This window comes from Fibrobacter succinogenes subsp. succinogenes S85, from assembly GCF_000146505.1.
Classification (GTDB): Bacteria; Fibrobacterota; Fibrobacteria; order Fibrobacterales; family Fibrobacteraceae; genus Fibrobacter; species Fibrobacter succinogenes.
In genome coordinates, this window is record NC_017448.1 from 1,434,490 (window position 1) to 1,458,160 (window position 23,671).

The window sequence follows — 23,671 nt, forward strand, 5'->3', positions numbered from 1 at the left end:
ATGATTATCATCATGCTTATCGTTGGTTACAAGCTCATCTTCGATCCGTATCGGCCCGAGTCTCCTAACAGCTGTTGGTCCCATAGACCTGTAGCAGAAGAGACTTATTCGAAGTCAGATGATGGTGAATACAAGGCCAAAGAAGAAAACTATGACTTCCGTACCAATGTCCCTGTCCAGGTGGGTGAAAACCATGACTACATTATGGAGAACACTTTCCAGAAGCCAGGCGTTGTCATGGAGCTTACCCCGAACCTTGAAAGCGGCCTCATCTATGTAATCAAGGTGTTCAAGAGCCAGCTCGGGGAAGATTTCGCACCTACCATCACATCAGCTCACGACTCCTTCGATAAACATGACAGATGGTCTAAACATAGGACAGGACGAGCTGTCGATATCAGACTCAATGACCTACCACTCAAAGAGAAAAGACGAGTCGTCAAAATCCTACAAGGAACCCTGCCCAAGGAATATAAGGTAGAATGGGAAAGCCAGGGAACCGTGAACGAACATCTCCACTTCCAATCTCGACATTAATCCAAACATCTTATAGGGGCTTTTTATTAGCCAAGGAAAAAACATGGCAATTTTTGAAACGCTTTTTATCTTGACCGGACTTCTCATGGGCTATGTGTCACGGGGCGGAATGTACCTATTCTTGCTTCCGCTTGCCGTAGTGGCGTTCGTGCTCGCCATTATGAACAGGCCGAGCCCAACGGGTTCCAGGACAAAAAAAATCGTAAGCTCAATTTTATCGGCAGCTTACCTTGTCACGGTATTTGTCGGCTCACTTACTGCCATATCCCCCAAAAAGGAACCGACAGTTGCATTTCAGGCTCAGGATTGCAAGGACTTGTCCGGCATGGCAGATCTGGAGCGCGTCAAGGCGGAGATCGCCTTACATGACGACGAATTAATTGAGTGCGACCCTACAAAAGAGAAGGGCTGCATGGAATTCACCAATTATGGGACAAGAAGCGACAGCAACAGGTTTTACACGGTTTCCTTGCACTGGAAATTGCCGAGATTCCAGGTTTATCCTAAAGGGATCCACCGGAAAATCATCAAGGGGCTGTTGGGTGAGGACTTGACCGATGCCGACACGATCCTTGATTCTGAACATCTAGGAGAAATTCATAAAAAAGCCGTTTACCATCAGGCGGAAAATTACAAGAGAAGCATTGAGTTCGAACTCAGGAATTATCCCAATGACTGGTACTTTGACAGCGCCCATACAGAAGTCGCCGCCACCCTCCATTACGAACGCCAGGACAGTATAGATGTTGCGATTGATTCACTGCTGTGGACGACTTATTATATTTCAAATGCTGGGTACAATGCCGGTGCCGCCGGAGGTTACTTTTACGAGTATCATCGGACCTTCTCAAAGAAAGACGGGTCGTTGGTTGATTCCACTATTTTCAATCCAAATGAAAAGAAGTCAATTGTATCGCTTCTTCGCAAATATGCGGAAAAATACGATGCCAGGGCTGATGCCATCGGCATGAATTTCCAGCTGGAGCCCTCTTTTTTGAAGGACGGTATCGGTTTTGACGGTTTGTCTTTCGACATCGGCTGGCATACCCACGGTAGTGTGATGATTGTGGTGCCTTACAAGGAAATTCTACCCTATATGGAAACTTGGGCTCGCCAAAAATTCGGTTTTACAGAAGGTGGAGATCCATAATATAGTCCCCCGCCATACGCAAAAAAGACCGCAGCATTTTATTGCTACGGTCTTTAATGTTTTTGGATCCCCTCCCGCGCTACGCTTGGTCGAGGATGACTTTAGGCATTACACCTCTTCAATGCTTGCGTGATATTCCTGAAGAGATTTAACAGCGCCGTGTCCGTTCCTTGCAGCGGCAATACCCTTCACGGTGTTGTAGGCACCGGCGAGGGTTGTGATGTACGGAACCTTGTACTTGATGGCGGCCTTACGGATAGCGCTTTCGTCCTTGATGGCGTCGCGCTTTGCCCACGGCGTGTTGATGATGAGGTTCACCTGCTTGTTCAGGATGATATCGAGAACGTTCGGGCGGCCTTCAGCAATCTTGTTCACCACTTCGCACTTGACACCGGCGGCTTCGTAGAACTTGGCGGTACCTTCGGTAGCGTAAATCTTGAAGCCGAGCTTCTGGAATTCCTTACCGATTTCAATCGCCTGTTCGGAGAGGTTCACCTTGTCAGAAAGGCTGATGAGCACAGCGCCTTCGGACGGGAGGAAGGAACCTGCAGCTTCCTGGCTCTTGTAGTAAGCGAGGGCGTAGTCGTCGGAAAGGCCGAGGACTTCACCAGTGGAGCGCATTTCGGGGCCGAGAACCGGGTCCACCTTCGGGAACTTGTCGAACGGGAACACAGCTTCCTTGGCACCGTGGTGGTTGAACTTCTTGTCCTTGAGCTTGAGGTCTTCGAGCTTGGCACCGAGCATCAAGCGGGTCGCGAGGCGAGCCATCTGCGTGTTACAGACCTTGGAGACCAGAGGCACCGTGCGGGAGGCACGCGGGTTGGCTTCGAGGACGAACACCTTGCCGTCTTCGATAGCGTACTGCATGTTCATGAGGCCGCAAACGTGGAGGGCTTCTGCAATCTTGCGCGTGTAATCCTTGATGGTTGCGAGGTTTTCCTTCGTGATGGTCACCGGCGGGATAATGCAAGCGGAGTCACCGGAGTGGACACCGGCAAGTTCGACGTGTTCCATCACGGACGGGATGTAAACGTGTTCGCCGTCGGAGAGGGCGTCGGCTTCGCATTCCAAAGCGTTGTGGAGGAAGCGGTCGATGAGGAGCGGACGATCCGGAGTCACGCCCACGGCCTTCGCCACGTATTCGCGGAGCATGTTTTCATCGTAAATGACTTCCATGCCGCGGCCGCCAAGCACGAAGCTCGGGCGGATCATCACCGGGTAGCCGCCAATCTGCTTGACGCAAGCGAGGGCTTCGTCGATGTTCGTGGCCATGCCGCTTTCCGGCATCGGGATGCCGAGCTGGTCCATCATCTTGCGGAACAGGTCGCGGTCTTCGGCGATGTCGATGGAGTCGATGCTCGTGCCGAGAATCTTCACGCCTTCGTCGGAGAGCGCGCGGGCAATGTTCAGCGGAGTCTGGCCACCGAACTGCACGATGACGCCAGCCGGCTTTTCCTTATGATAAATCTGGAGAACGTCTTCGAGGCTGACCGGTTCGAAGTACAGCTTGTCGGAAGTATCGTAGTCGGTAGAAACCGTTTCGGGGTTGCAGTTCACCATGATGGTTTCGTAACCCATTTCGCGGAGAGCCATGGCAGCGTGGCAGCAGCAGTAGTCGAATTCGATACCCTGACCGATTCTGTTCGGGCCACCGCCGAGGATCATGATCTTCTTCGGGTTGTTGGAAGCGGTAGATTCGTCCTTGCAGTTGTAGGTGCTGTAGTAGTAGTACTGGTCCTTCACACCGCTCACCGGCACTGCGCACCAGCCTTCGACCACGCCGAGTTCCGTACGCTTCTTGCGCACGTCCTTTTCGCGGATGCCGAGGATCTTGGCGATGTACTTGTCGCTGAAGCCGTCCTTCTTGGCCTTGATGAGGAGTTCATCGGCCGGGAGACGGCCCGGAGTCTTGAGCATTTCTTCTTCGAGTTCCACGAGTTCGCGCATCTGCTGCACGAAGTAGGCCTTTTCGTAGGTGGCGGCGAAGATTTCTTCGTCGGTTGCGCCCTTACGGATAGCTTCGTACATCTGGAAGTGGCGTTCGGAAGAAGCGGTCTTCATCATTTCAAGGAGTTCTTCCTTGCTCTTCTTGTTGAAGTCCTTCGCAAAGCCGAGGCCGGAACGACCGTTTTCGAGGCCGCGAATAGCCTTCTGGAGGGTTTCCTTGTAGGTCTTGCCAATAGCCATGACTTCGCCCACAGCCTTCATCTGGGTGCCGAGGCAGTCATCGACGCCGCGGAACTTTTCGAATGCCCAGCGGGCGAACTTGAGCACCACGTAGTCACCGCTCGGGGTGTACTTTTCGAGGCTTCCATCGCGCCAGTACGGAATCTGGTCGAGGGTAAGGCCTGCGGCGAGCTTTGCAGAAATGAGGGCGATCGGGAAGCCGGTAGCCTTGGAAGCAAGGGCGGAGGAGCGGCTGGTACGCGGGTTGATTTCGATAATCACCACGCGGCCGGTCTTCGGGTCATGAGCGAACTGCACGTTGGTACCGCCAATCACGCCGATGGATTCCACAATCTTGAAGGCCTTTTCCTTCAGTTCTTTTTCGAGCTTCTTGTCGATGGTGAGGAACGGGGCTGCGCAGAAGGAGTCGCCGGTATGCACGCCCACCGGGTCGATGTTTTCGATGAAGCAGATGGCGATCATCTGGTTCTTGGAGTCACGCACGACTTCGACTTCGAGTTCTTCCCAACCGAGGATGGATTCTTCGATGAGGCACTGGTGCGTCATCGAGAGTTCAAGACCGTTACTGCAAATGGTGCGGAGTTCTTCCACGTTGTAGCAGAAGATTTATTCGGGCGTTCCCCACTGGCGTGGGTCGGGCTATATTTTAGGGGCAGTTGCCGTCGCTTCGCTCGTCACCCGCCTCCTAAAACGGCACCACAGTGCCGCCCCAAGGGGTCACTATCCCTAACGCATTTTCAACCACCTTAACTCGAATAGTTATGATATAATGGAATTCATCAGAAGACAAACGATGAAGTTTTTTTTGCAATATCTGCGCCATAGTCTTTTTCTTTTTTTCTTACGATTTTTGTACGAAAAAAGATATATTTGTTTTTAGAAACCATAAGCCACATTTGCAACGGATTTTTTACATGAACACAAAAGAATACAAAGAACTTTTGGCTTATGAATTTTTATGGAGCAAAGAGAATTCCACATTAAAAAAAATGTCTCTAACCCTCAACAACGGTTCACTTCTAGCTTCTGAAAAACTAAAAGAGGAAATGTTTTTTGATGATGCCGAATTATATGAAATTGATAATGCATTGAAAGAACGATCTAAAGCATTCTCCGTTCTCTTCAAAAACGATGAACGTTTTCCTAAAGGTTTACTTAATGTCAAATACCCCTTAGGAATGTTCTATTACAAAGGAAACCTCGATCTCTTAAAAAATGTATGTGTATCAGTAGTCGGATCAAGGCACGTGAGTCCTAAAGGAAAAATTAGAACCGAAAAACTTATTAAAGAACTTCATTCAAATACCACCATTGTTTCAGGTTTAGCAAAAGGTGTAGATACCGCGGCCTTAACTACAGCAATCAGCCTTGGGAAAAAAGTTATAGGAGTTATTGGAACCCCTATTGACCATTATTATCCAAAAGAGAATAAAGAACTCCAAGATGAAATTGCAACCAATCATCTGCTCATCAGCCAAGTTCCCCTTTACAAATACGACAAGCAATCTTTTGTGACAAAAAAAATGTATTTCCCAGAACGTAATGTTGTTATGGCTGCAATCTCAGATGCAACTATAATTGTAGAAGCGTCGGAAACAAGCGGAACACATTCCCAAGCGAAAGCCTGTTTTGACTTGGGAAAAAAATTGTTCATCCTCAATTCATGTTTTGAAAACCATGAAATTACTTGGCCAACAAAGTATCTAGAAAAAGGTGCAGTAAGGGTAAGGGCTATAACTGATATAAAAATTCTTAAGGACTAGGGGGTTATGCATATGGCGTGGGAAAAATTAAGCGGGACTTCAGTCGGTTTAGAAGATACAGATGAGATTTGGAGATACGAAATATATTGCCCTGAAGAACGGGACGATTATTTCAGCGATTTACACAATTTAAAAAAATCTACCGATAAAAAAGAAAAATATGAGTGGCGCTATAAAACAGAAGCAATTGCTAAATGTAGTGGATTCTTAAAAGAATTCCGATTTCAAGCGGAAAACCCTTTTATTATTCCGATGCCCCCGTCAAAGAAAAAAGGAACCCCAGAATATGACAATCGATTAGTGCAGATAATCAAAAAAGTGACAAATGTAACTTGTCTAGATATTTTTGATGTAAAGGAGAGCGTCGAAAGCACTCACAAGCCAGAACAAACTAAAGATCTAATCGCAATACAGAACAATCTTGTGATGTCAACAACTGAAAAAATAGAAATACTGGATTTAGTGTATGTGCTAGATGATGTACTTACAACAGGAACTCATTTTAAAGCTATAAAAAATAAAATTTTGGAAATAAACCCGGACATCCGTGTTATTGGGTTATTTTTTTACAAACCCGAAGGTCCCCTAGACTACTATAAATACCTTCGAGAAAACAATAAGAACGGGTAAAGAAAGGCTGGTTTCATTACTGCACTGAAAGTGCAAGGATTTAACCATTTATTGGACAATAAACTTATTTTTTTAGATTTTTGGCATTACCTTTCTGATCATTTCTTTTATAATATTTATCAATTTATTTATAGCATTTTCAATTTCTTTATAGGATTATTCTTTCGGGATTGGCATTGTAAGAACGGAGACTTCTATTCGATTCTTGTTAGAAAAAACGTTCACTCCCAAAACGATAATTTTTTCTTCAGTAATAAACAAACGTTCATCCGAAAAGAAAACAGGAATTTTTTCATTATGCCATTTTTTTCCACGATCTATACTGAAATACAAATAATGAAGTAACGTAGAACCAGTCATTTGGAAATCGAAAATACCTACAATCAAACTATCCTTAACAAAAAAATCAGATGGTTTCATATATCTAGAGCGCCATAAGTGCCACTTATTCGGAATAGAACAATATTTTTCATACTCATCTCCTGATTTATACAAAATTCGAACCTCATGCGTTGAAGTAGTTGTTTCATCATAACCGCAAACAATCCAATTCCTATTATTTTGAGCATATCTTCTTTTAGGCCCACAAAGTCCACCAAAGTCTTCTGACGGAACGCTTTCTTTTTTTATTTGTCCTTTATTTTTCAAGTATTCTTTTCCTATTAAATAATCGGGAATGTACGAATCACTCTTCATATTAATATTAGTATATGTCATGTTCCATGTTTTGCCACCATCTTCAGTCCACAATGCTACAGGATCACCTTTTTTTTCAAGCTAGATTTTAAACTGGTAAATATAGCGAATGAACTTTCATTTTCTATTACAACTTTTCCAATATTTTCAAACACCCCACTAAAAACAAAGTCTTTTTTTTCAAAGGAACTCGAAAAACCTTCAGAAATCCATTCATCATCAAATTCTCCAAGTTTAAGCAAGCCCCATAAAAGCAATGGACTAAAAAAAACTATAACAATAGGAATAAAACAACCGATTGTATAAAAAACACCAAATTTAGTAAATACAATTTTAAACAACTTATGCATATTAATTTCTGACACAAACAAAGTCTCAGCAAAAAATCATCTCCCAAACATCCTTAATTGTGTTTTCACCTGCCGCGAAATAGCATCTTGTAAGAAATTATCATACATTCCTTTAATCTCCCTCGCATAAGAATCAACATAACATTCCTTAATTACTGATAGAGCCTGCTCTCTGCCTTCCCAAAGGTCAGGTTTATCGGGAGTATTTCCTATCGTTATTTTATCACCAATTTCTAGAGAACAAAATCCCGCACTAACGTAAGCTAAAACGTGACTAGCAAATGCTCTTTTATAAAGAGATTCAGGATTATCCTTTTCTAGCAGTTCACTTTCATAATGTTCTGAAACTATTTGTTCCATTCCCTCTTGCAAATTTACGAGAGTTTCGTCAAGCCATTCTTTACCTTTATCAGATAAATCATTGCGTTTTTCATATTTAAATTTGAACATATATTTAGCACCATACTCGATATAGTATTGAGCAACATCATTTTCCCCATTCTTTATCTGATTAGCATTTCTTATCTGATAATCTCTTGCTCTAGCAATGTAATAAAAGTCTCGTAAATCTTTATCTTTAATTAAATGTTCAAATTTTGTAGGACTGACGTCAGTACCTGTTTTTGGTCTACCTGCATTTTTATATATTACCTCATCAAAGGAACCATCCTTAATTTTTTCGATTATAGACTCTACCTTTTTTCGACCCTCATCACCTAAATCAGGCAGTACATGTTCCCTTATTGCATTTATTAGGTTTTCTTTTGCTTTATCATCATTATACTCATCACTTACAGTCGCTTCATTGTTTTCCGTCTTTGTTCCGCTCGGGTCCACGCCGCTTACGGGGTTCCCGTGCACGTAGGCGTAGAGGTTGATGCCGTCAGCGAGCCACGTGGGGTCAGTAGATACCCACCGTGAGATGTGAGCGGCGTAGAAGCGCTGCTCGCAGTAGTACAGCGAGGATTCCTCGTCCTTCTCCTTGCCGGTGTAGCGGTAGCGCTTCCGGCTCACTTCGCTGGCGCTACGTCCGGCGCGGTAGCTGGTGTCGCCATAGGGGTAGTATTCCTCGTAGCTGATGATGTTGGCGGAGTCGTCGAGTTCGAGAGATGCCGAGCCGAGATGGTTGTCGAGCTGGTAACGTTGCACGGGCGCGGGGGCCGCGGCACGGTTCCCGTTTTCCACAGTCAAGGTTTCGACTATTGCAATGCGCTTTTGGTCGTCCATGACGTGCAGGGTCTCGCGCTCGGTCTCGAGCGTCCCGTTCACGGTCTTCCGCCATATCTCGAAACCGCCGAGGTAAAGGCGTATTTCTACGGAGCCGTTCTTCTCGACGACCTTGCGAGTCCTTATCCCGTTGCCGTCGTAGTTGTAATATGCCTCGGTAGTGCCGCGGCTAATGTGGCTTAGTTTCTCGGCGAAGTCCCAGTCCATCGCAGAGAGGTGCGGCATGGATGTCATGGAGCCGTGGGCGTTGTAGGCGAAGTTCGCCGTAGTCTGCCCGACCGTAGTGCCGGTCAGGCGGTTGCTGTCCGTGGCGTAGGCGTTCGTACGGGTCCACGCGTTGCCGTTGGCGTTGTGGATTATGGACAGGATGTTGCCCACTCCGTCATATTCCCATTCGCGGGCGTAGTTCCGCATGGCGGTGCCGTCCTGCGGGCTTATCAGTGCGGCGTTGTAGCCTTCCGCCTCCGGCTCACTATCGGCATTCACAGAGACATGCTCGCGGCCGGTCGCCTTGATTAGCCTGTACAAAGCATCGTATTCAAACTTCTGGCTCGGGCTGACGACGCTTCCGTTAAAGAATATCGTCTGCTGCGCATTGTCATCAATCTGTGTGACATTGCCCACGGCGTCGTAAGTGTAGTTGAGGTCCTGGAGTATGTCCGCGCCGTTGTTTCGCGTGGTTAGGAGGCGCACCAGCCGGAACGTCTTCCCGTCGTAGGTGTAGCCGGTCGTGGAGCCGTTGCCGTATTGTATCCGCTCGCGCTGCCCCTTCGCGTCGTAGTCGATGTTCTGGACAAAGTTCGTGGCGGTGCCCGAGCCGCGCAATTTGACGTCAACGCTCTCGAGCAGCGAGGCCTCGTTGTACGCAGGCAAAATCTCGCTCGCGGGGACACCTGCGTTATGCGGGGTCCTGATGCTCGTGGCGCGGTTCAGCGCGTCGTAGGCAGTGACCGTCGTGAACGTCTCCGCTTCCAGCAAGGCGTCCGGGTCGGCGACGTTCCAGTCTATAGTCTGATTATACGCCTTGGTAAACTGTCGCGAACTTTGTAACAAGTTGCCCTTGAAGTCGTAGGCGACGTTTTCCACAAGCCCGCTCTGGTCGTAGGCTTTCCACATCATGCCGCGCAAATTACCGGCATCGGGATTCGGCGAATTTTCACCGTAAACGGTCCTGCCGACAAGCTTTTCCGTGCCGCCGTTCTCGCCCAGCCACTGTTCTGTCGGTCGTCTCAAGGCGTCGTAAACGCTGCGGAGGCGGTGGTTCCTCGCGTCGAAGCCCAGCGCGGGCTGGCTGTCCACGGCAAGAAGCGTCCTGCGCTCGCCGGCGTCCATGCTGTCCGTCCGGCAGGCCACGGAAAGGGAGTTGTAGGCGTAGGCCATCACCACGTTGCCGCGGGCGTCCGTCACGGAAAGCGGGTTGCCCAAAACGTCGAACACAGTATGCGTAGCATACCTGCCCCGCGTCCCGTTGTCCGCGATACCGTAGAACGGGCGGCCCTGCGCGTCCAGATACTCCACGGAAGGAGTGTCAGCATGCTTTGCGGCGAGCCATGCGGCCCGCTTTTCGGAGCTTGCGGGTTCGTTCCCTGTCGGGTCCGGCGAGTTCCTGTCCGCGTACCAGGCGCTTTCCAGCACGGTGTCGTCTTGGTCGAAACTCCTCTGTTCCCACGTGGCGAATTCCGCCCTGCTGAACGTCCCGTCCGGCAAATCCGTGCGCACGAGCCTGTCGAGCGGGTCGTAGTGCAGCACGGGCGTGACCCCGGTCTCGACGATGGCGGGTTCGCTCTCGTAGGCGTCCGTCCCGCTGAAATACGGCTCGTACTGCTTGACGGGATTGCCCGCGTTGTTGTAGACCGTGCGGCCGGAACCGACCCAGCGTACATCTGCCCCGCTGTCCTTCTCGACGACTGAGCCATTTTCAAGCGTTTTGTACTTGCCGGGTTCCGCGACGGCCTTGGCGAGCACGACGCGGCCCGCACCGTCCGAATATTCGACGGACTCCAGCCACCTGCACGTGGACAAGCCGTGCGCCTCGCGGCGGCGGGTGCGCACGTGGACAGGCGTACCCGAATTTTCGAAGCAGTCGAAATCGTATATAAACTCCTCGGTGGGGCTGTCGAGCGTGTCGCCTTCCGACTGTCCCGCCTTGCCCATCAGGGCGACCTTCGAGACGAGGCCGAGGGGTGTCCAGTCCACAGCGGTCCGGTTGCCGTTCGCGTCCGTGACCGTCTGCGGGGACATGTAACGGTAATCGTTGTCGGCGGAGACCGTGTTCCCCACGGCGTCCGTGACGGACTCCGCGAGCCATGAATACGTATCGTAGGCGACGGAAGTTCGGTTCCCGAATGCGTCCTCGATCCCGCAGGGCCGATAGAAGTTCGACGCGGCATCCTGCGCATAGACGTTCCTGCCCGATTTGCGGTACCAGCCGCCATCGCGGAGGACATACCCCGCCGCGGCCATGTCGCTCGCGTCCACGGAGTTCCCGTATATCGTGGACAGGGCCTGCGCCTCGAAGGCGAGCCCGTAGCGCTCGTAAACGAGCCCAGCGAGGCCGCACGCGCCGTCGGTACGGGGTGCAGAAAGGGCGTCGTCGTAGAAGACGGCTTCCTCGCGGGTCAGAACCCTGCGCGGCCTGGTCGCGTCCGCGAACAGCGCGTTCAGGGATTGCGCACTTTCCAGGTCGGATGCGGCATGGCCGGTCTTCTCGTAAGACACGGTACTTTCCTGTAGGCCCATGCGGAACCTGCCCGAAGAGTGTTCGCAATCCTGTGTATAGCGGGTCTCGGTGAAAGTCACATGGTTCTTCTTCTGTTCGTTCCACACGACATCGGGCACGTCGTCCGGCTTCGAGCCTCCGCGACCGTACCAGACCGAGGCCGAGAGGAGCGGCCTCCCGTACGCATCCGTAGCCAGTGTAAACGAGGCGTTCGTGCGCGGCGTGTCGTCGGCAGATTCCCGGAACGAGGCCGTCTCGGATTCCTGAATGCACTGCCAGCAGGATCCGTTGCGGAACCTGTCGCCCGGCAGGCGGGCTTCCATGATAAATTTTGCCCGGTAGGTCCACGATGTCGTGGAATATTCCCTGGTTTCCGTCCCGTCCCTGTTGACGGAAAGGACCTTGCGGCTTTTCGGCATCCCCTGGAACGAGCGGCAGCCTTCCTGCCACTGGCGGGTAGTCATCGCCTGGGCGCAATCCAGCGTGGGCCTTTCCGACGATCTGCCTAAATAAAAATCCGTCCTTGTCTCGCGTATGTCCTGGTCGGTTTCCGGGTCGATGCCGCACTCGTGCTCGCGCAGCACCACGGAACCGAAACCCCTGAACTCGCGGAAATCCGGGTCGTGGTAGCCGTCGCGGTAGGCGTAGGTCTCGGTGCGGTCCCAGCCCGTGACGAGGTCCCTCGACACGACCTTGGATACGCACTGGACGACATACGGCAGTTTCGTAGTCCACGAATTCCCAGATAGTTTGTCCTTGAGGTAATAGGCCGTACTCGGCGTGTATTCGATATCGACCTGTGCACCCGTCCCGTTCGAATAGCCGGACATGACGTTGGTACGCCCGCCCTGCAGCGGCAGGTAGCGCGGCGATGCGGACGAATCGGCGAACAGCGGGGAGCCGAACACGATGGTAGAAAGCCCTGTTCCGAGAACGTCCGCAGACTTCACCGTCCCGCCCTTGCCGGGAAGCGTGACCGTATCGACAAGCTCGAACGATTTCCCGAGACAGTTGCGGTAGATATGGAGACGGTCGCCCTCACGGTATAGCAAGTCCGTGGTCCCCGAACCGTCAATGTCCGCAACAATCAGGTTCGCGGGATTGAAATCCTTGAAGCCGCCCAAAACAGGCGCGTTGTCCATATAAATTGCCGAACCAAAGCGTCCGTGGCCGTAGTTAGGCCAGTAGCATACCTGCGAGAACCGGACACGCACGAGGTCGGCGAGACCGTCGCCCGTCATGTCGGCGGCGAACACCGCCTCGTCGGGAGACTTCGAGACAAGCACGGGCTTCTCGCCCGGTTCGGTAAAGTACCTGTAGATGGCGTTCCCGTAACCCTTCATGCCGCCGGAGAGATACACGCGTATCCTGCCATCCTCGGCGACAACGACTTCGCTACGCCCGTCGCCGTCCAAATCCATGAACTTTATGTCGGATTTTTCCCAGTCAATCCACGGAACACTCCCAAACTTCTTGCGCGGCCCGAACTTTCCGGATTCGTCGAGGAAGGACGCGCCGGCGTTCGCGCCACCGTTCTCGACAAGCGCGAGGACCCCGTCGCCCTCGACATCGGTAAGGCCGGAAGGTGTACCCGGAACAGGCCTGTCGCCCACTTCCGAGGCCGCGGAAAGTCTTCCGTTGCCCAGGTTGTGCTTGTAGTACCACTTGCCGCCGCAGTCCATGAGCAAGCCGGCAATGCCCTCGCCGTAGAGGTCAACCCATTCGGCGGACGTGAAGCCGCCGGGGATGTCGCTCACCGAGCTACTGTCGAATTCGCACCATTCCCTGCCGAGCGCGAAAGGGAAATAGCTGAACGTCATCGGCGGAAGGCTCTCAGATTCCGTAGTTCCATCGGTAAGCACGCGGAGCCCGCTCTCCACGACCTTCTCCAGAAGCGAGACCCCGCCGCATCCGGCTGTGTACTGGAAAGAAAGCGACCTGACCCTGTTCCCGTCGGAAAAAAGCGGAGCGGAACCGAAGCCGTGATAGAGCGTAGCGGACTCGCACCTGAGACCGCTACGCACCTCGAATCCGGGCTTGCGGTTCACATAGACATCGTTACGTCCCGCATAAGCAAACACGAGACCGAGATGGAAATCGTCCGGCGATGAACTCGTAGTTCGGGAAACCCTGTTCCCGTAGAGGACCTGCAGCAGATGGCGGTTCGCGCCGTCCCCGCAGTAGCGGTAGCGCACGACGTTGCCGAGCGCATCCTCGCTGCGACTGATCAGGTAGGCAAACACATGCCCGGGATATTGCGGGTCTTCGATGCGCGATTCCGCAGAGTCGCCATATGTGGACTGGCTCCCGTCGGAACCGAATACGCAGAAGCTCGTTTCACCGCTTGATTCCTTCCTGAATTCGATGCGGGAGAACTGCGATTCGGATTGCAGGCGGTAATGGCGTACCGTTGTCGTTCCGCGTTTTTCCTCGGCGATGCAGACCAGGTCGGCACCGGAGAGCGTAAACACGTCCGAGTCCTCGGAATCCATGTACAGCGGGAGCCTGCGCGAGGTGGAACGCTCTATGCGCGGGCAGCCCAGATTCCAGCCGAGGCCGAACGGACCGTTCCCGTTCCCGGAATCGTAGGACAGCGACACAGGCGGAACAATCCCTTCTCTGTCGGGAGTGAATGGCAGCGGTATGGAAAGCTTAGCGCTACCGGTATGGGCGTCGCAGTTGAACTCGCCCTTCGTCCCGCGCAACGCACCGCCGCCACGGCCCGTGCTCAGCACGGGACCGCTCAGGAACCACGACTTGTCCTGACTATCCTTCGACTCGCTACCTTTCTGCTGTTCCGCCATACGTTAGCTAGGGGTTATAGAAACATCATCATTTTTTAGGTGAGGATTTTTTTTGATTGACAGAACAAATTTCAAGGCTTCAATGTAATATTTGAATGTTTTAGGAAAAAATTTAAGTAAGTCTATGGTTAGATGGGTGCTTGGATTGTTTGTTTTACCTTATCTTTTAGTGGTTTAATATTTATTACACCATTTTGGAATAGCCGTTTTGCAGCATTTATTACAGGGTCTTCGGAAATGATTTCCAGTTGATCTCCCCTTATTTTGTCGCGAAATAGAGTTGCTATTTTTCCGTAGCTTTGATGATCAATATCAGTAATGTCATAGTGATGCTTGATGACGTTATTTTGCGAAGAATTTAAATAATCTGGAACATTATTAGTTTGAGAAAATTTTAAACCTATACTGGATAATTCTTCGGTTGAAATTAGAATATACGATATTTTTTTTAATTCATTTCGATTGAGTGTGGATAAAACTGCAAAAGTCTCTATTTCAGTATTATCATTCTCGTTGATTTGCCATAAAGAGAGCGTGTTGTGAGTTGTTTTTATATCAGAAAAACAATCTGCTGGGATAAGCTGACTATTTCCGCAAACTTCGGTATTCCAGCGTTTTAAATCAGAAATGACTCGTAAAAACAATTTTTAGTACTCCATTTCTGTTAAAAAATCTCTTTTAAGCGCTGCGATATATTTTCTAATATATGGAGATGCGGCATAATCATTCTCACTTAATAAGTCGAGAGCTTCATGAGAATGCCAACTTTCTATAACCATTAAAGCCGCCTCTTGCATATAGTCCTGACCAGAATGCATTGCTGCTCTTAAAATCAGAAGAAGAACCGACTTTACGTAATCAAAACAATTGTGGTTTCCCAAAAAAGCAATGATTTTTAATAGGCCGTAAATAACATTCTTTGCTTTTTCATCGGTTCGTTTGGAGTACTTCTCAAATAATTCGGCAATCCACATGCATGTAGCAAACGAATTTTTTAACGCCTCATTTATGTATTCTATTGCATCGTTTGTGAAACCATCTTCAAAGTCAGATTGAAGGAGCATGTTTATAAATAAACTTTCTTCTTTTCTTAGATTATCTAGATGTCGTCTGTTTTCAAGTTCAATGGCTTCCGTTGATGTCGAATTCAAGTTGGATATAAAAGGAAAAAAAGGCGCAGTACCGTTTTGGTTGTCGTCATTTTGTCCGTATATGGATGATAACAGATCAAAAAACTTGGGAGATATTTCTATAGTTTCCATTCCTTATTCTCCGACAAACATTTTTAAATAGTTTTCGTTCCATAAGGGCACATTGTGATAAAAAGCTGTTGAATCTTCTTTGGTAAATATTTGCTTGCCTAAATCTTTTGTATTGATATCTTGGTTTATAAGAATCTGGCGATTTTCATTAAAAGGAGTAAAAGCTATTGGTTGAATGGATATATTTGAATTGTAAATAATTTCGTAATTGGAACCATTTATCAATTCATTTTTGTAAAAAACACGAGAAAAAGAGAAATCCTGCATCAGTGTATCCTGAAACATTGATTTCTTAAAGTTTATTTCGATAAAGGGCCTATAATTTTCCGCCTTAATGGTGTATGATGGGGCGAAAGCCAATCGCCTGATTTTAAAATTCAGCAAATCTTGAATTTGAGATATTTTATCGGCAAATGTGTTGCAAAAATCGGATTCTGTTTGTTCAGTGGTTGAAAAAAAATCAATTTTATTTGCCCGAATCTCCAAAACGCTTGTTTTTAGGGTTCGCAAACCCCAGTCTTGAAACGCCTGCGCTGGAAGAAATACGTTTGAGAGATTTTGCAATAAAACCGTATACAGAGGTTCGCTTGATAAAACAGATTTTATTTGCTCCGCCTTATTTTCATCAAATGAAATTAAGCTGTCCGTAAAAACAGTTCCCCGCATACGAAGTAATTGTTTTTCAATAGCCATGACGTAATCCTCTTGTAAAATGCACTAAAAAAATACAATAATTAAGCCCAAACGACAAAAAAAGAAACAACTTTTTTTTGCTTTTAACTGTTTTTTTGGAAGCATAGGCATAATATTGCTCGATATTCAACCAGCATAGGCTGTTCAAATCAGTTTCGACTCAATTATGCAAAAAAACAGTATTTTTTCGAACTACAAAATTGTCTGCTATCCATTTTGGGGATAATTAAATTGAGCATATGTAAGACCAGACCTAGCTGGGATTTCAACTACGTAACCTACTTTTGGTCTTTTCATACATTACCTCAATCAAACTTGGCTTATAAAGAGGCTTTCGCCATATTCTCATGGATTACTCTGCGGTATTCTAATCCTTGCAGATGTCCTCAAATTTAATTTCAATATTTCCACCCAACCTACGATATTCACTGTATAAATCTAATGCAGTTTCACAATCATCTTTTGACGGTTCGCGTCTACGTCTAAGATTGCCTAACGCAGAATAATAATACGCTTCGGGATATATAGATGCGTAAGGAAGCAATAAATTATACGGAAATAGAATCCAATTTTTTGAACCGCCTGCTATTGTTCCATTTTCAAGAGACAATTGATATATCAACATGCTAATAAAAAAATCAAAATCTCCCAATTCTACATTCGAGCGATAATAATCTTCCAAGGCTTTTAAAACGTCCTTGCCATTATCTTTAGCCACCATTTTTTTTAATCCATTTTCCATAACGTCAACGTGGGCAGTTTTGCAATTATTTAAGCGAAGAGCCGTATTCGGATAAATTGAAACAATTAACGCCTCGACGAAACACTGGACATCTGTTTTCTGGACTTGAAGAGAATCTGCTGTTTTTTCCACCATACTCGATGTGTTTTTCAATATGGGTTGTAATGTAATTTTTGAAGAATCTTGATTTGCTTGGTATCCCCCAAGAAAACCCAGCACAAACGCAATAACCAAACTTATGGCAACTTTTTTTTTCATTTTAATTTTACCATACTCCTTTAGAAGACATAGGCTTAAGCCCCTCAACTCCTTTCCATAAACGCACTTGAGTCACAGTATATTTATAACTATCCACATAGCGTCGATTATCCGCAGTAATTTTTTTTGGTTTTGCTTTTTCAATTGCACCAGTTTTCTCATTAACTGTAAAATTCACTGTTGGTGGTTTATGATCACTATTATCAATTCCAGAAAAACCAACAACCTTTCCATCCTTAACGTCATAACTAGTCAAAACTAAAAAATGTTCTGTAACGCCCTCATTAATCATCCTTCCATTTTCATCTTCGGCCTTTATTCCAATAGACACACCGACAACAACAGGCAAACCTTTATCAATTGAAGCTTTTATATATGACAGCATATTTTCAGCAACACCTTTTCTTATCGAAAGATTGCGATAATTTTTGGGTTGTTTTGGAGCTTCTTTCCAAACACCACCAATGGCATAATCCTTTTTATCCTTTACACGACCGACATGAGCACCCGTATACTTTTGAGAAGCAGCATCTTCTGCCGCTGCAACAGCCAAATCGAAACAAACAGCCCCTGTATACCATCCAAATTCATTTATTTTTTTTATCATCTCATTACTGATTGAATGATGGTCATCTTGCTGTATATTTTTTTCCGATGTTGACACACGATTTACATTTTTTTGTTCTTGATCAACAACATTTTCTTCGTTGGTTCCACTCGGGTCCACGCCGCTTACGGGGTTGCCGTTCACGTAGGCGTAGAGGTTGATGCCGTCCTCAAGCCATGTGGGGTCGGTAGAGACCCACCTTGAGATGTGTGCTGCATAGTAGCGCTGTTCGCAGTAATAGAGCGATGACTCTTCGTCCTTCTCCTTGCCGGTGTAGCGGTAGCGCTTTTGGCTCACCTCGCTGGCGCTACGTCCGGCGCGGTAGCTGGTGTCGCCATAGGGGTAGTATTCCTCGTAGCTGATGATGTTGGCGGAGTCGTCGAGTTCGAGAGATGCCGAGCCGAGATGGTTGTCGAGCTGGTAACGTTGCACGGGCGCGGGGGCCGCGGCACGGTTCCCGTTTTCCACAGTCAAGGTTTCGACTATTGCAATGCGCTTTTGGTCGTCCATGACGTGCAGGGTCTCGCGCTCGGTCTCGAGCGTCCCGTTCACGGTCTTCCGCCATATCTCGAAACCGCCGAGGTAAAGGCGTATTTCTACGGAGCCGTTCTTCTCGACGACCTTGCGAGTCCTTATCCCGTTGCCGTCGTAGTTGTAATATGCCTCGGTAGTGCCGCGGCTAATGTGGCTTAGTTTCTCGGCGAAGTCCCAGTCCATCGCAGAGAGGTGCGGCATGGATGTCATGGAGCCGTGGGCGTTGTAGGCGAAGTTCGCCGTAGTCTGCCCGACCGTAGTGCCGGTCAGGCGGTTGCTGTCCGTGGCGTAGGCGTTCGTACGGGTCCACGCGTTGCCGTTGGCGTTGTGGATTATGGACAGGATGTTGCCCACTCCGTCATATTCCCATTCGCGGGCGTAGTTCCGCATGGCGGTGCCGTCCTGCGGGCTTATCAGTGCGGTGTTGTAGCCTTCCGCCTCCGGCTCACTATCGGCATTCACAGAGACATGCTCGCGGCCGGTCGCCTTGATTAGCCTGTACAAAGCATCGTATTCAAATTTCTGGTTCGGACTGACAACACTGCCGTTGAAGAATATCGTCTGCTGCGCATTGTCGTCGATCTGCGCGACGTTGCCGGCGGCGTCATATGTATAGTTCAGGTCCTGTAAAATGTCGGCGCCGTTGTTGCGCGTGGTCAGTAAACGTTTCAGTCGGAACGTCTTCCCGTCGTAGGTGTAGCCGGTCGTGGAGCCGTTGCCGTATTGTATCCGCTCGCGCTGCCCCTTCGCGTCGTAGTCGATGTTCTGGACAAAGTTCGTGGCGGTGCCCGAGCCGCGCAATTTGACGTCAACGCTCTCGAGCAGCGAGGCCTCGTTGTACGCAGGCAAAATCTCGCTCGCGGGGACACCTGCGTTATGCGGGGTCCTGATGCTCGTGGCGCGGTTCAGCGCGTCGTAGGCAGTGACCGTCGTGAACGTCTCCGCTTCCAGCAAGGCGTCCGGGTCGGCGACGTTCCAGTCTATAGTCTGATTATACGCCTTGGTAAACTGTCGCGAACTTTGTAACAAGTTGCCCTTGAAGTCGTAGGCGACGTTTTCCACAAGCCCGCTCTGGTCGTAGGCTTTCCACATCATGCCGCGCAAATTACCGGCATCGGGATTCGGCGAATTTTCACCGTAAACGGTCCTGCCGACAAGCTTTTCCGTGCCGCCGTTCTCGCCCAGCCACTGTTCTGTCGGTCGTCTCAAGGCGTCGTAAACGCTGCGGAGGCGGTGGTTCCTCGCGTCGAAGCCCAGCGCGGGCTGGCTGTCCACGGCAAGAAGCGTCCTGCGCTCGCCGGCGTCCATGCTGTCCGTCCGGCAGGCCACGGAAAGGGAGTTGTAGGCGTAGGCCATCACCACGTTGCCGCGGGCGTCCGTCACGGAAAGCGGGTTGCCCAAAACGTCGAACACAGTATGCGTAGCATACCTGCCCCGCGTCCCGTTGTCCGCGATACCGTAGAACGGGCGGCCCTGCGCGTCCAGATACTCCACGGAAGGAGTGTCAGCATGCTTTGCGGCGAGCCATGCGGCCCGCTTTTCGGAGCTTGCGGGTTCGTTCCCTGTCGGGTCCGGCGAGTTCCTGTCCGCGTACCAGGCGCTTTCCAGCACGGTGTCGTCTTGGTCGAAACTCCTCTGTTCCCACGTGGCGAATTCCGCCCTGCTGAACGTCCCGTCCGGCAAATCCGTGCGCACGAGCCTGTCGAGCGGGTCGTAGTGCAGCACGGGCGTGACCCCGGTCTCGACGATGGCGGGTTCGCTCTCGTAGGCGTCCGTCCCGCTGAAATACGGCTCGTACTGCTTGACGGGATTGCCCGCGTTGTTGTAGATGGTGCGGCCGGAACCGACCCAGCGGACATCCGTCCCGCTGTCCTTCTCGACGACTGAGCCATTTTCAAGCGTTTTGTACTTGCCGGGTTCCGCGACGGCCTTGGCGAGCACGACGCGGCCCGCACCGTCCGAATACTCGACGGACTCCAGCCACCTGCAAGTGGACGATCCGTGCACCTCGCGGCGACGGGTTCGCACGTGGATTGGCGTAGACGATGTTTCGAAACAGTTGAAATCGTATATAAACTCCTCGGTGGGGCTGTCGAGCGTATCGCCTTCCGGCTGCCCCGCCTTGCCCATCAGGGCGACCTTCGAGACGAAGCCGAGGGGTGTCCAGTCCACCGCGGTCCGGTTGCCGTTCGCGTCCGTGACCGTCCGAGGAGACATGTAACGGTAATCGTTGTCGGCGGAGACGGTGTTCCCCACGGCGTCCGTGACGGACTCCGCGAGCCATGAATACGTATCGTAGGCGACGGAAGCGAGGTTCCCGAAGGCGTCCTCGATCCCGCAGGGCCGATAGAAGTTCGACGCGGCATCCTGCGCATAGACGTTCCTGCCGGAACGGCGGTACCAGTCGCCGTCGCGGAGGACATACCCCGCCGCGGCCATGTCGCTCGCGTCCACGGAGTTCCCGTAAATCGAGGACAGGGCCTGCGACTCGAAGGCGAGCCCGTAGCGCTCGTAAACCAGCCCCGCGAGGCCGCACGTGCCGTCGGTGCGCGGCGAGGATAGGGCGTCGTCGTAAAAGACGACATCTTCGCGGGCCAGGACCCTGCGCGGCCTGGTCGCATCCGCGAACAGCGCGTTCAGGGATTGCGCATTTTCCAGGTCGGACGCGGCATGGCCGGTCTTCTCGTAAGACACGGTACTTTCCTGTAGGCCCATGCGGAACTTGCCCGAAGAGTGCTCGCAATCCTGGGTATAGCCAGTCTCGGTGAAAGTCACAAAGTTCTTCTTCTGTTCGTTCCACACGACATCGGGCACGTCGTCCGGCTTCGAACCTCCGCGACCGTACCAGACCGAGGCCGAGAGGAGTGGCCTCCCGTACGCATCCGTAGCCAGTGTAAACGAGGCGTTCGTGCGCGGCGTGTCGTCGGCAGATTCCCGGAACGAGGCCGTCTCGGATTCCTGGATGCACTGCCAGCAGGAACCGTTGCGGAATCGGTCGCCCGGCAAGCGGGCTTCCATGATAAATTTTGCCCGATAGGTCCACGATGTCGTGGAAAATTCCTTGATTTCCGTCCCGTCCCTGTTGACGGAAAGGACTTTGCGGCTTTTCGGCATCCCCTGGAACGAGCGGCAGCCTTCCTGCCACTGGCGGGTAGTCATCGCCTGGGCGCAATCCAGCGTGGGCCTATCCGACGATCTGCCTAAATAAAAATCCGTCCTTGTCTCGCGAATATCCTGGTCGGTTTCCGGGTCGATGCCGCACTCGTGCTCGCGCAGCACCACGGAACCGAAGCCCCTGAACTCGCGGAAATCCGGGTCGTGATAGCCGTCGCGGTAGGCGTAGGTCTCGGTGCGGTCCCAGCCCGTGACGAGATCCCTCGACACGACCTTGGAGACGCACTGGACCACGTACGGCAACTTCGTAGTCCACGGATTCCCGGACAGTTTGTCCTTGAGGTAATAGGCCGTACTCGGCGTGTACTCGATATCGACTTGCGCACCCGTCCCGTTCGTGTAGCCCGACATGACGTTGGTACGCCCGCCCTGCAGCGGCAGGTAGCGCGGCGATGCGGACGAATCGGCGAACAGCGGGGAGCCGAACACGATGGTAGAAAGCCCTGTTCCGAGAACGTCCGCAGACTTCACCGTCCCGCCCTTGCCGGGAAGCGTGACCGTATCGACAAGCTCGAACGATTTCCCGAGACAGTTGCGGTAGATATGGAGACGGTCGCCCTCACGGTATAGCAAGTCCGTGGTCCCCGAACCGTCAATGTCCGCAACAATCAGGTTCGCGGGATTGAAATCCTTGAAGCCGCCCAAAACAGGCGCGTTGTCCATATAAATTGCCGAACCAAAGCGTCCGTGGCCGTAGTTAGGCCAGTAGCATACCTGCGAGAACCGGACACGCACGAGGTCGGCGAGACCGTCGCCCGTCATGTCGGCGGCGAACACCGCCTCATCGGGAGACTTCGAGACAAGCACGGGCTTCTCGCCCGGTTCGGTAAAGTACCTGTAGATGGCGTTCCCGTAACCCTTCATGCCGCCGGAGAGATACACGCGTATCCTGCCATCCTCGGCGACAACGACTTCGCTACGCCCGTCGCCGTCCAAATCCATGAACTTTATGTCGGATTTTTCCCAGTCAATCCACGGAACACTCCCAAACTTCTTGCGCGGCCCGAACTTTCCGGATTCGTCGAGGAAGGACGCGCCGGCGTTCGCGCCACCGTTCTCGACAAGCGCGAGGACCCCGTTGCCCTCGACATCGGTAAGGCCGGAAGGTGTACCCGGAACAGGCCTGTCGCCCACTTCCGAAGCGGAAGACAGGCGGCCGTTCCCCAGATTGTGCTTAAAGTACCATTTGCCGCCGCAGTCCATGAGCAGGCCGGCGATGCCCTCGCCGTAGAGGTCAACCCATTCGGCGGACGTGAAGCCGCCGGGAATATCGCTCACCGAGCTACGGTCGAACTCACGCCATTCCTTGCCGAGCACGAAAGGGAAATAGCTGAACGTCATCGGCGGAAGGCTCTCGGATTCCGCAGTCCCGTCGGCCAGTACACGGTGCCCGCTCTCGACGACCTTCTCCAGAAGCGAGACCCCGCCGCATCCGGCTGTGTACTGGAAAGAAAGCGACCGGACCTTGTTCCCGTCGGAAAAGAGCGGGGCGGAACCGAAGCCGTGGTACAGCGTCACGGACTCGCACCGGAGCGAGCAGCGCACGTCGAATCCGGGCTTGCGGTTCACATAGACATCGTTACGTCCCGCATAAGCAAACACGAGACCGAGATGGAAATCGTCCGGCGATGAACTCGTAGTTCGGGAAGCCCTGTTCCCGTAGAGGACCTGCAGCAGATGGCGGTTCGCGCCGTCCGCGCAATAGCGGTAGCGCACGACATTGCCGAGCGCATCCTCGCTGCGGCTAACCAGGTAGGCAAACACATGTCCGGGATACTGCGGGTCCTCGATGCGCGATTCCGCAGAGTCGCCATATATGGACTGGCTCCCGTCAGATCCGAACACGCAGAAGCTTGTTTCACCGCCTGATTCCTTCCTGAATTCGATGCGGGAGAACTGCGATTCGGATTGCAGGCGGTAATGGCGTACCGTTGTCGTTCCGCGTTTTTCCTCGGCGATGCAGACCAAGTCAGCGCCGGAGAGCGTGAACACGTCCGAGTCTTCGGAATCCATGTACAGCGGGAGCCTGCGCGAGGTGGAACGCTCTATGCGCGGGCAGCCCAGATTCCAGCCGAGGCCGAACGCCCCGTTTCCATTCCCGGAATCGTAGGACAGCGACACAGGAGGAACGACCCCTTCCCTGTCGGGAGTGAATGGCAGCGGTATGGAAAGCTTAGCGCTACCGGTATGGGCGTCGCAGTTGAACTCGCCCTTCGTCCCGCGCAACGCACCGCCGCCACGGCCCGTGCTCAGCACGGGACCGCTCAGGAACCACGACTTGTCCTGACTATCCTTCGACTCGCTGCCTTTCTGCTGTTCCGCCATACGCTATATAACG

The 23,671-nt window shown here is 51.2% G+C and carries 13 protein-coding genes; 4 read left to right on the plus strand and 9 right to left on the minus strand.

Going from position 1 to position 23,671, the window contains the following annotated elements:
- Together FSU_RS05965 and FSU_RS05970 are read left to right on the plus strand one after the other, a co-directional pair.
- Nucleotides 1-537 (plus strand): hypothetical protein, encoded by a 537-nt coding sequence (locus tag FSU_RS05965; protein ID WP_244263729.1) that lies wholly within the window; start codon nucleotides 1-3, stop codon nucleotides 535-537.
- 43 nt (nucleotides 538-580) lie between these two features.
- Nucleotides 581-1,687: a hypothetical protein gene (locus FSU_RS05970; protein WP_014545571.1), complete on the plus strand. Its 1,107-nt coding sequence runs from the start codon at nucleotides 581-583 to the stop codon at nucleotides 1,685-1,687.
- A gap of 108 nt (nucleotides 1,688-1,795) precedes the next feature.
- On the opposite strand, the gene carB is transcribed toward FSU_RS05970, so the two are convergent.
- Nucleotides 1,796-4,465 (minus strand): carbamoyl-phosphate synthase large subunit, encoded by a 2,670-nt coding sequence (carB, locus tag FSU_RS05975; protein ID WP_015731829.1) that lies wholly within the window; start codon nucleotides 4,463-4,465, stop codon nucleotides 1,796-1,798.
- Nucleotides 4,466-4,788: 323 nt separating this feature from the next.
- Here carB and FSU_RS05980 point away from each other — a divergent pair, with 323 nt between their 5' ends.
- Together FSU_RS05980 and FSU_RS05985 are read left to right on the plus strand one after the other, a co-directional pair.
- A complete protein-coding gene (locus FSU_RS05980; RefSeq protein ID WP_015731830.1) occupies nucleotides 4,789-5,637 on the plus strand; it encodes a DNA-processing protein DprA in 849 nt (282 codons plus the stop codon).
- 12 nt (nucleotides 5,638-5,649) lie between these two features.
- Nucleotides 5,650-6,267: a hypothetical protein gene (locus tag FSU_RS05985; protein WP_041260045.1), complete on the plus strand. Its 618-nt coding sequence runs from the start codon at nucleotides 5,650-5,652 to the stop codon at nucleotides 6,265-6,267.
- 156 nt (nucleotides 6,268-6,423) lie between these two features.
- Here the strand turns inward: FSU_RS05985 and FSU_RS16280 are convergent, their stop codons facing one another.
- The 8 genes from FSU_RS16280 to FSU_RS06020 form a co-directional block, all read right to left on the minus strand.
- Nucleotides 6,424-7,017 (minus strand): hypothetical protein, encoded by a 594-nt coding sequence (locus FSU_RS16280; RefSeq protein ID WP_014545573.1) that lies wholly within the window; start codon nucleotides 7,015-7,017, stop codon nucleotides 6,424-6,426.
- A 2-nt stretch (nucleotides 7,018-7,019) separates the two neighbouring features.
- Entirely contained in the window at nucleotides 7,020-7,313 is a 294-nt protein-coding gene (locus FSU_RS15860; RefSeq protein WP_014545574.1) for a hypothetical protein, read from the minus strand.
- Between the two features lie 36 nt (nucleotides 7,314-7,349).
- Nucleotides 7,350-14,063: a SpvB/TcaC N-terminal domain-containing protein gene (locus FSU_RS05995; RefSeq protein ID WP_014545575.1), complete on the minus strand. Its 6,714-nt coding sequence runs from the start codon at nucleotides 14,061-14,063 to the stop codon at nucleotides 7,350-7,352.
- 128 nt (nucleotides 14,064-14,191) lie between these two features.
- Nucleotides 14,192-14,707, minus strand: coding sequence for a hypothetical protein (locus FSU_RS06000; protein ID WP_015731833.1), 516 nt, complete (start codon nucleotides 14,705-14,707; stop codon nucleotides 14,192-14,194).
- A gap of 3 nt (nucleotides 14,708-14,710) precedes the next feature.
- Complete coding sequence (locus FSU_RS06005; protein WP_014545576.1) at nucleotides 14,711-15,325, minus strand: hypothetical protein; 615 nt, start codon at nucleotides 15,323-15,325, stop codon at nucleotides 14,711-14,713.
- 3 nt (nucleotides 15,326-15,328) lie between these two features.
- Nucleotides 15,329-16,018, minus strand: a complete 690-nt coding sequence (locus FSU_RS06010; protein WP_014545577.1) for a hypothetical protein — start codon at nucleotides 16,016-16,018, stop codon at nucleotides 15,329-15,331.
- Between the two features lie 367 nt (nucleotides 16,019-16,385).
- On the minus strand, nucleotides 16,386-17,018 hold the full coding sequence (locus FSU_RS06015; RefSeq protein ID WP_015731834.1) for a hypothetical protein: 633 nt from the start codon (nucleotides 17,016-17,018) through the stop codon (nucleotides 16,386-16,388).
- 7 nt (nucleotides 17,019-17,025) lie between these two features.
- Nucleotides 17,026-23,658, minus strand: a complete 6,633-nt coding sequence (locus FSU_RS06020) for a SpvB/TcaC N-terminal domain-containing protein (protein ID WP_014545578.1) — start codon at nucleotides 23,656-23,658, stop codon at nucleotides 17,026-17,028.
- Nucleotides 23,659-23,671 lie beyond the last annotated feature (13 nt).

Bases quoted from the DNA above. Each gene is read 5' to 3' on its own strand.
- FSU_RS05965 (WP_244263729.1), top strand. From the start codon at position 1: ATGATTATCATCATGCTTATCGTTGGTTACAAGCTCATCTTCGATCCG.
- FSU_RS05970 (WP_014545571.1), top strand. From the start codon at position 581: ATGGCAATTTTTGAAACGCTTTTTATCTTGACCGGACTTCTCATGGGC.
- FSU_RS05980 (WP_015731830.1), top strand. From the start codon at position 4,789: ATGAACACAAAAGAATACAAAGAACTTTTGGCTTATGAATTTTTATGG.
- FSU_RS05985 (WP_041260045.1), top strand. From the start codon at position 5,650: ATGGCGTGGGAAAAATTAAGCGGGACTTCAGTCGGTTTAGAAGATACA.
- FSU_RS15860 (WP_014545574.1), bottom strand. From the start codon at position 7,313: ATGCATAAGTTGTTTAAAATTGTATTTACTAAATTTGGTGTTTTTTAT.
- FSU_RS05995 (WP_014545575.1), bottom strand. From the start codon at position 14,063: ATGGCGGAACAGCAGAAAGGTAGCGAGTCGAAGGATAGTCAGGACAAG.
- FSU_RS06005 (WP_014545576.1), bottom strand. From the start codon at position 15,325: ATGGAAACTATAGAAATATCTCCCAAGTTTTTTGATCTGTTATCATCC.
- FSU_RS06010 (WP_014545577.1), bottom strand. From the start codon at position 16,018: ATGGCTATTGAAAAACAATTACTTCGTATGCGGGGAACTGTTTTTACG.
- FSU_RS06015 (WP_015731834.1), bottom strand. From the start codon at position 17,018: ATGAAAAAAAAAGTTGCCATAAGTTTGGTTATTGCGTTTGTGCTGGGT.
- FSU_RS06020 (WP_014545578.1), bottom strand. From the start codon at position 23,658: ATGGCGGAACAGCAGAAAGGCAGCGAGTCGAAGGATAGTCAGGACAAG.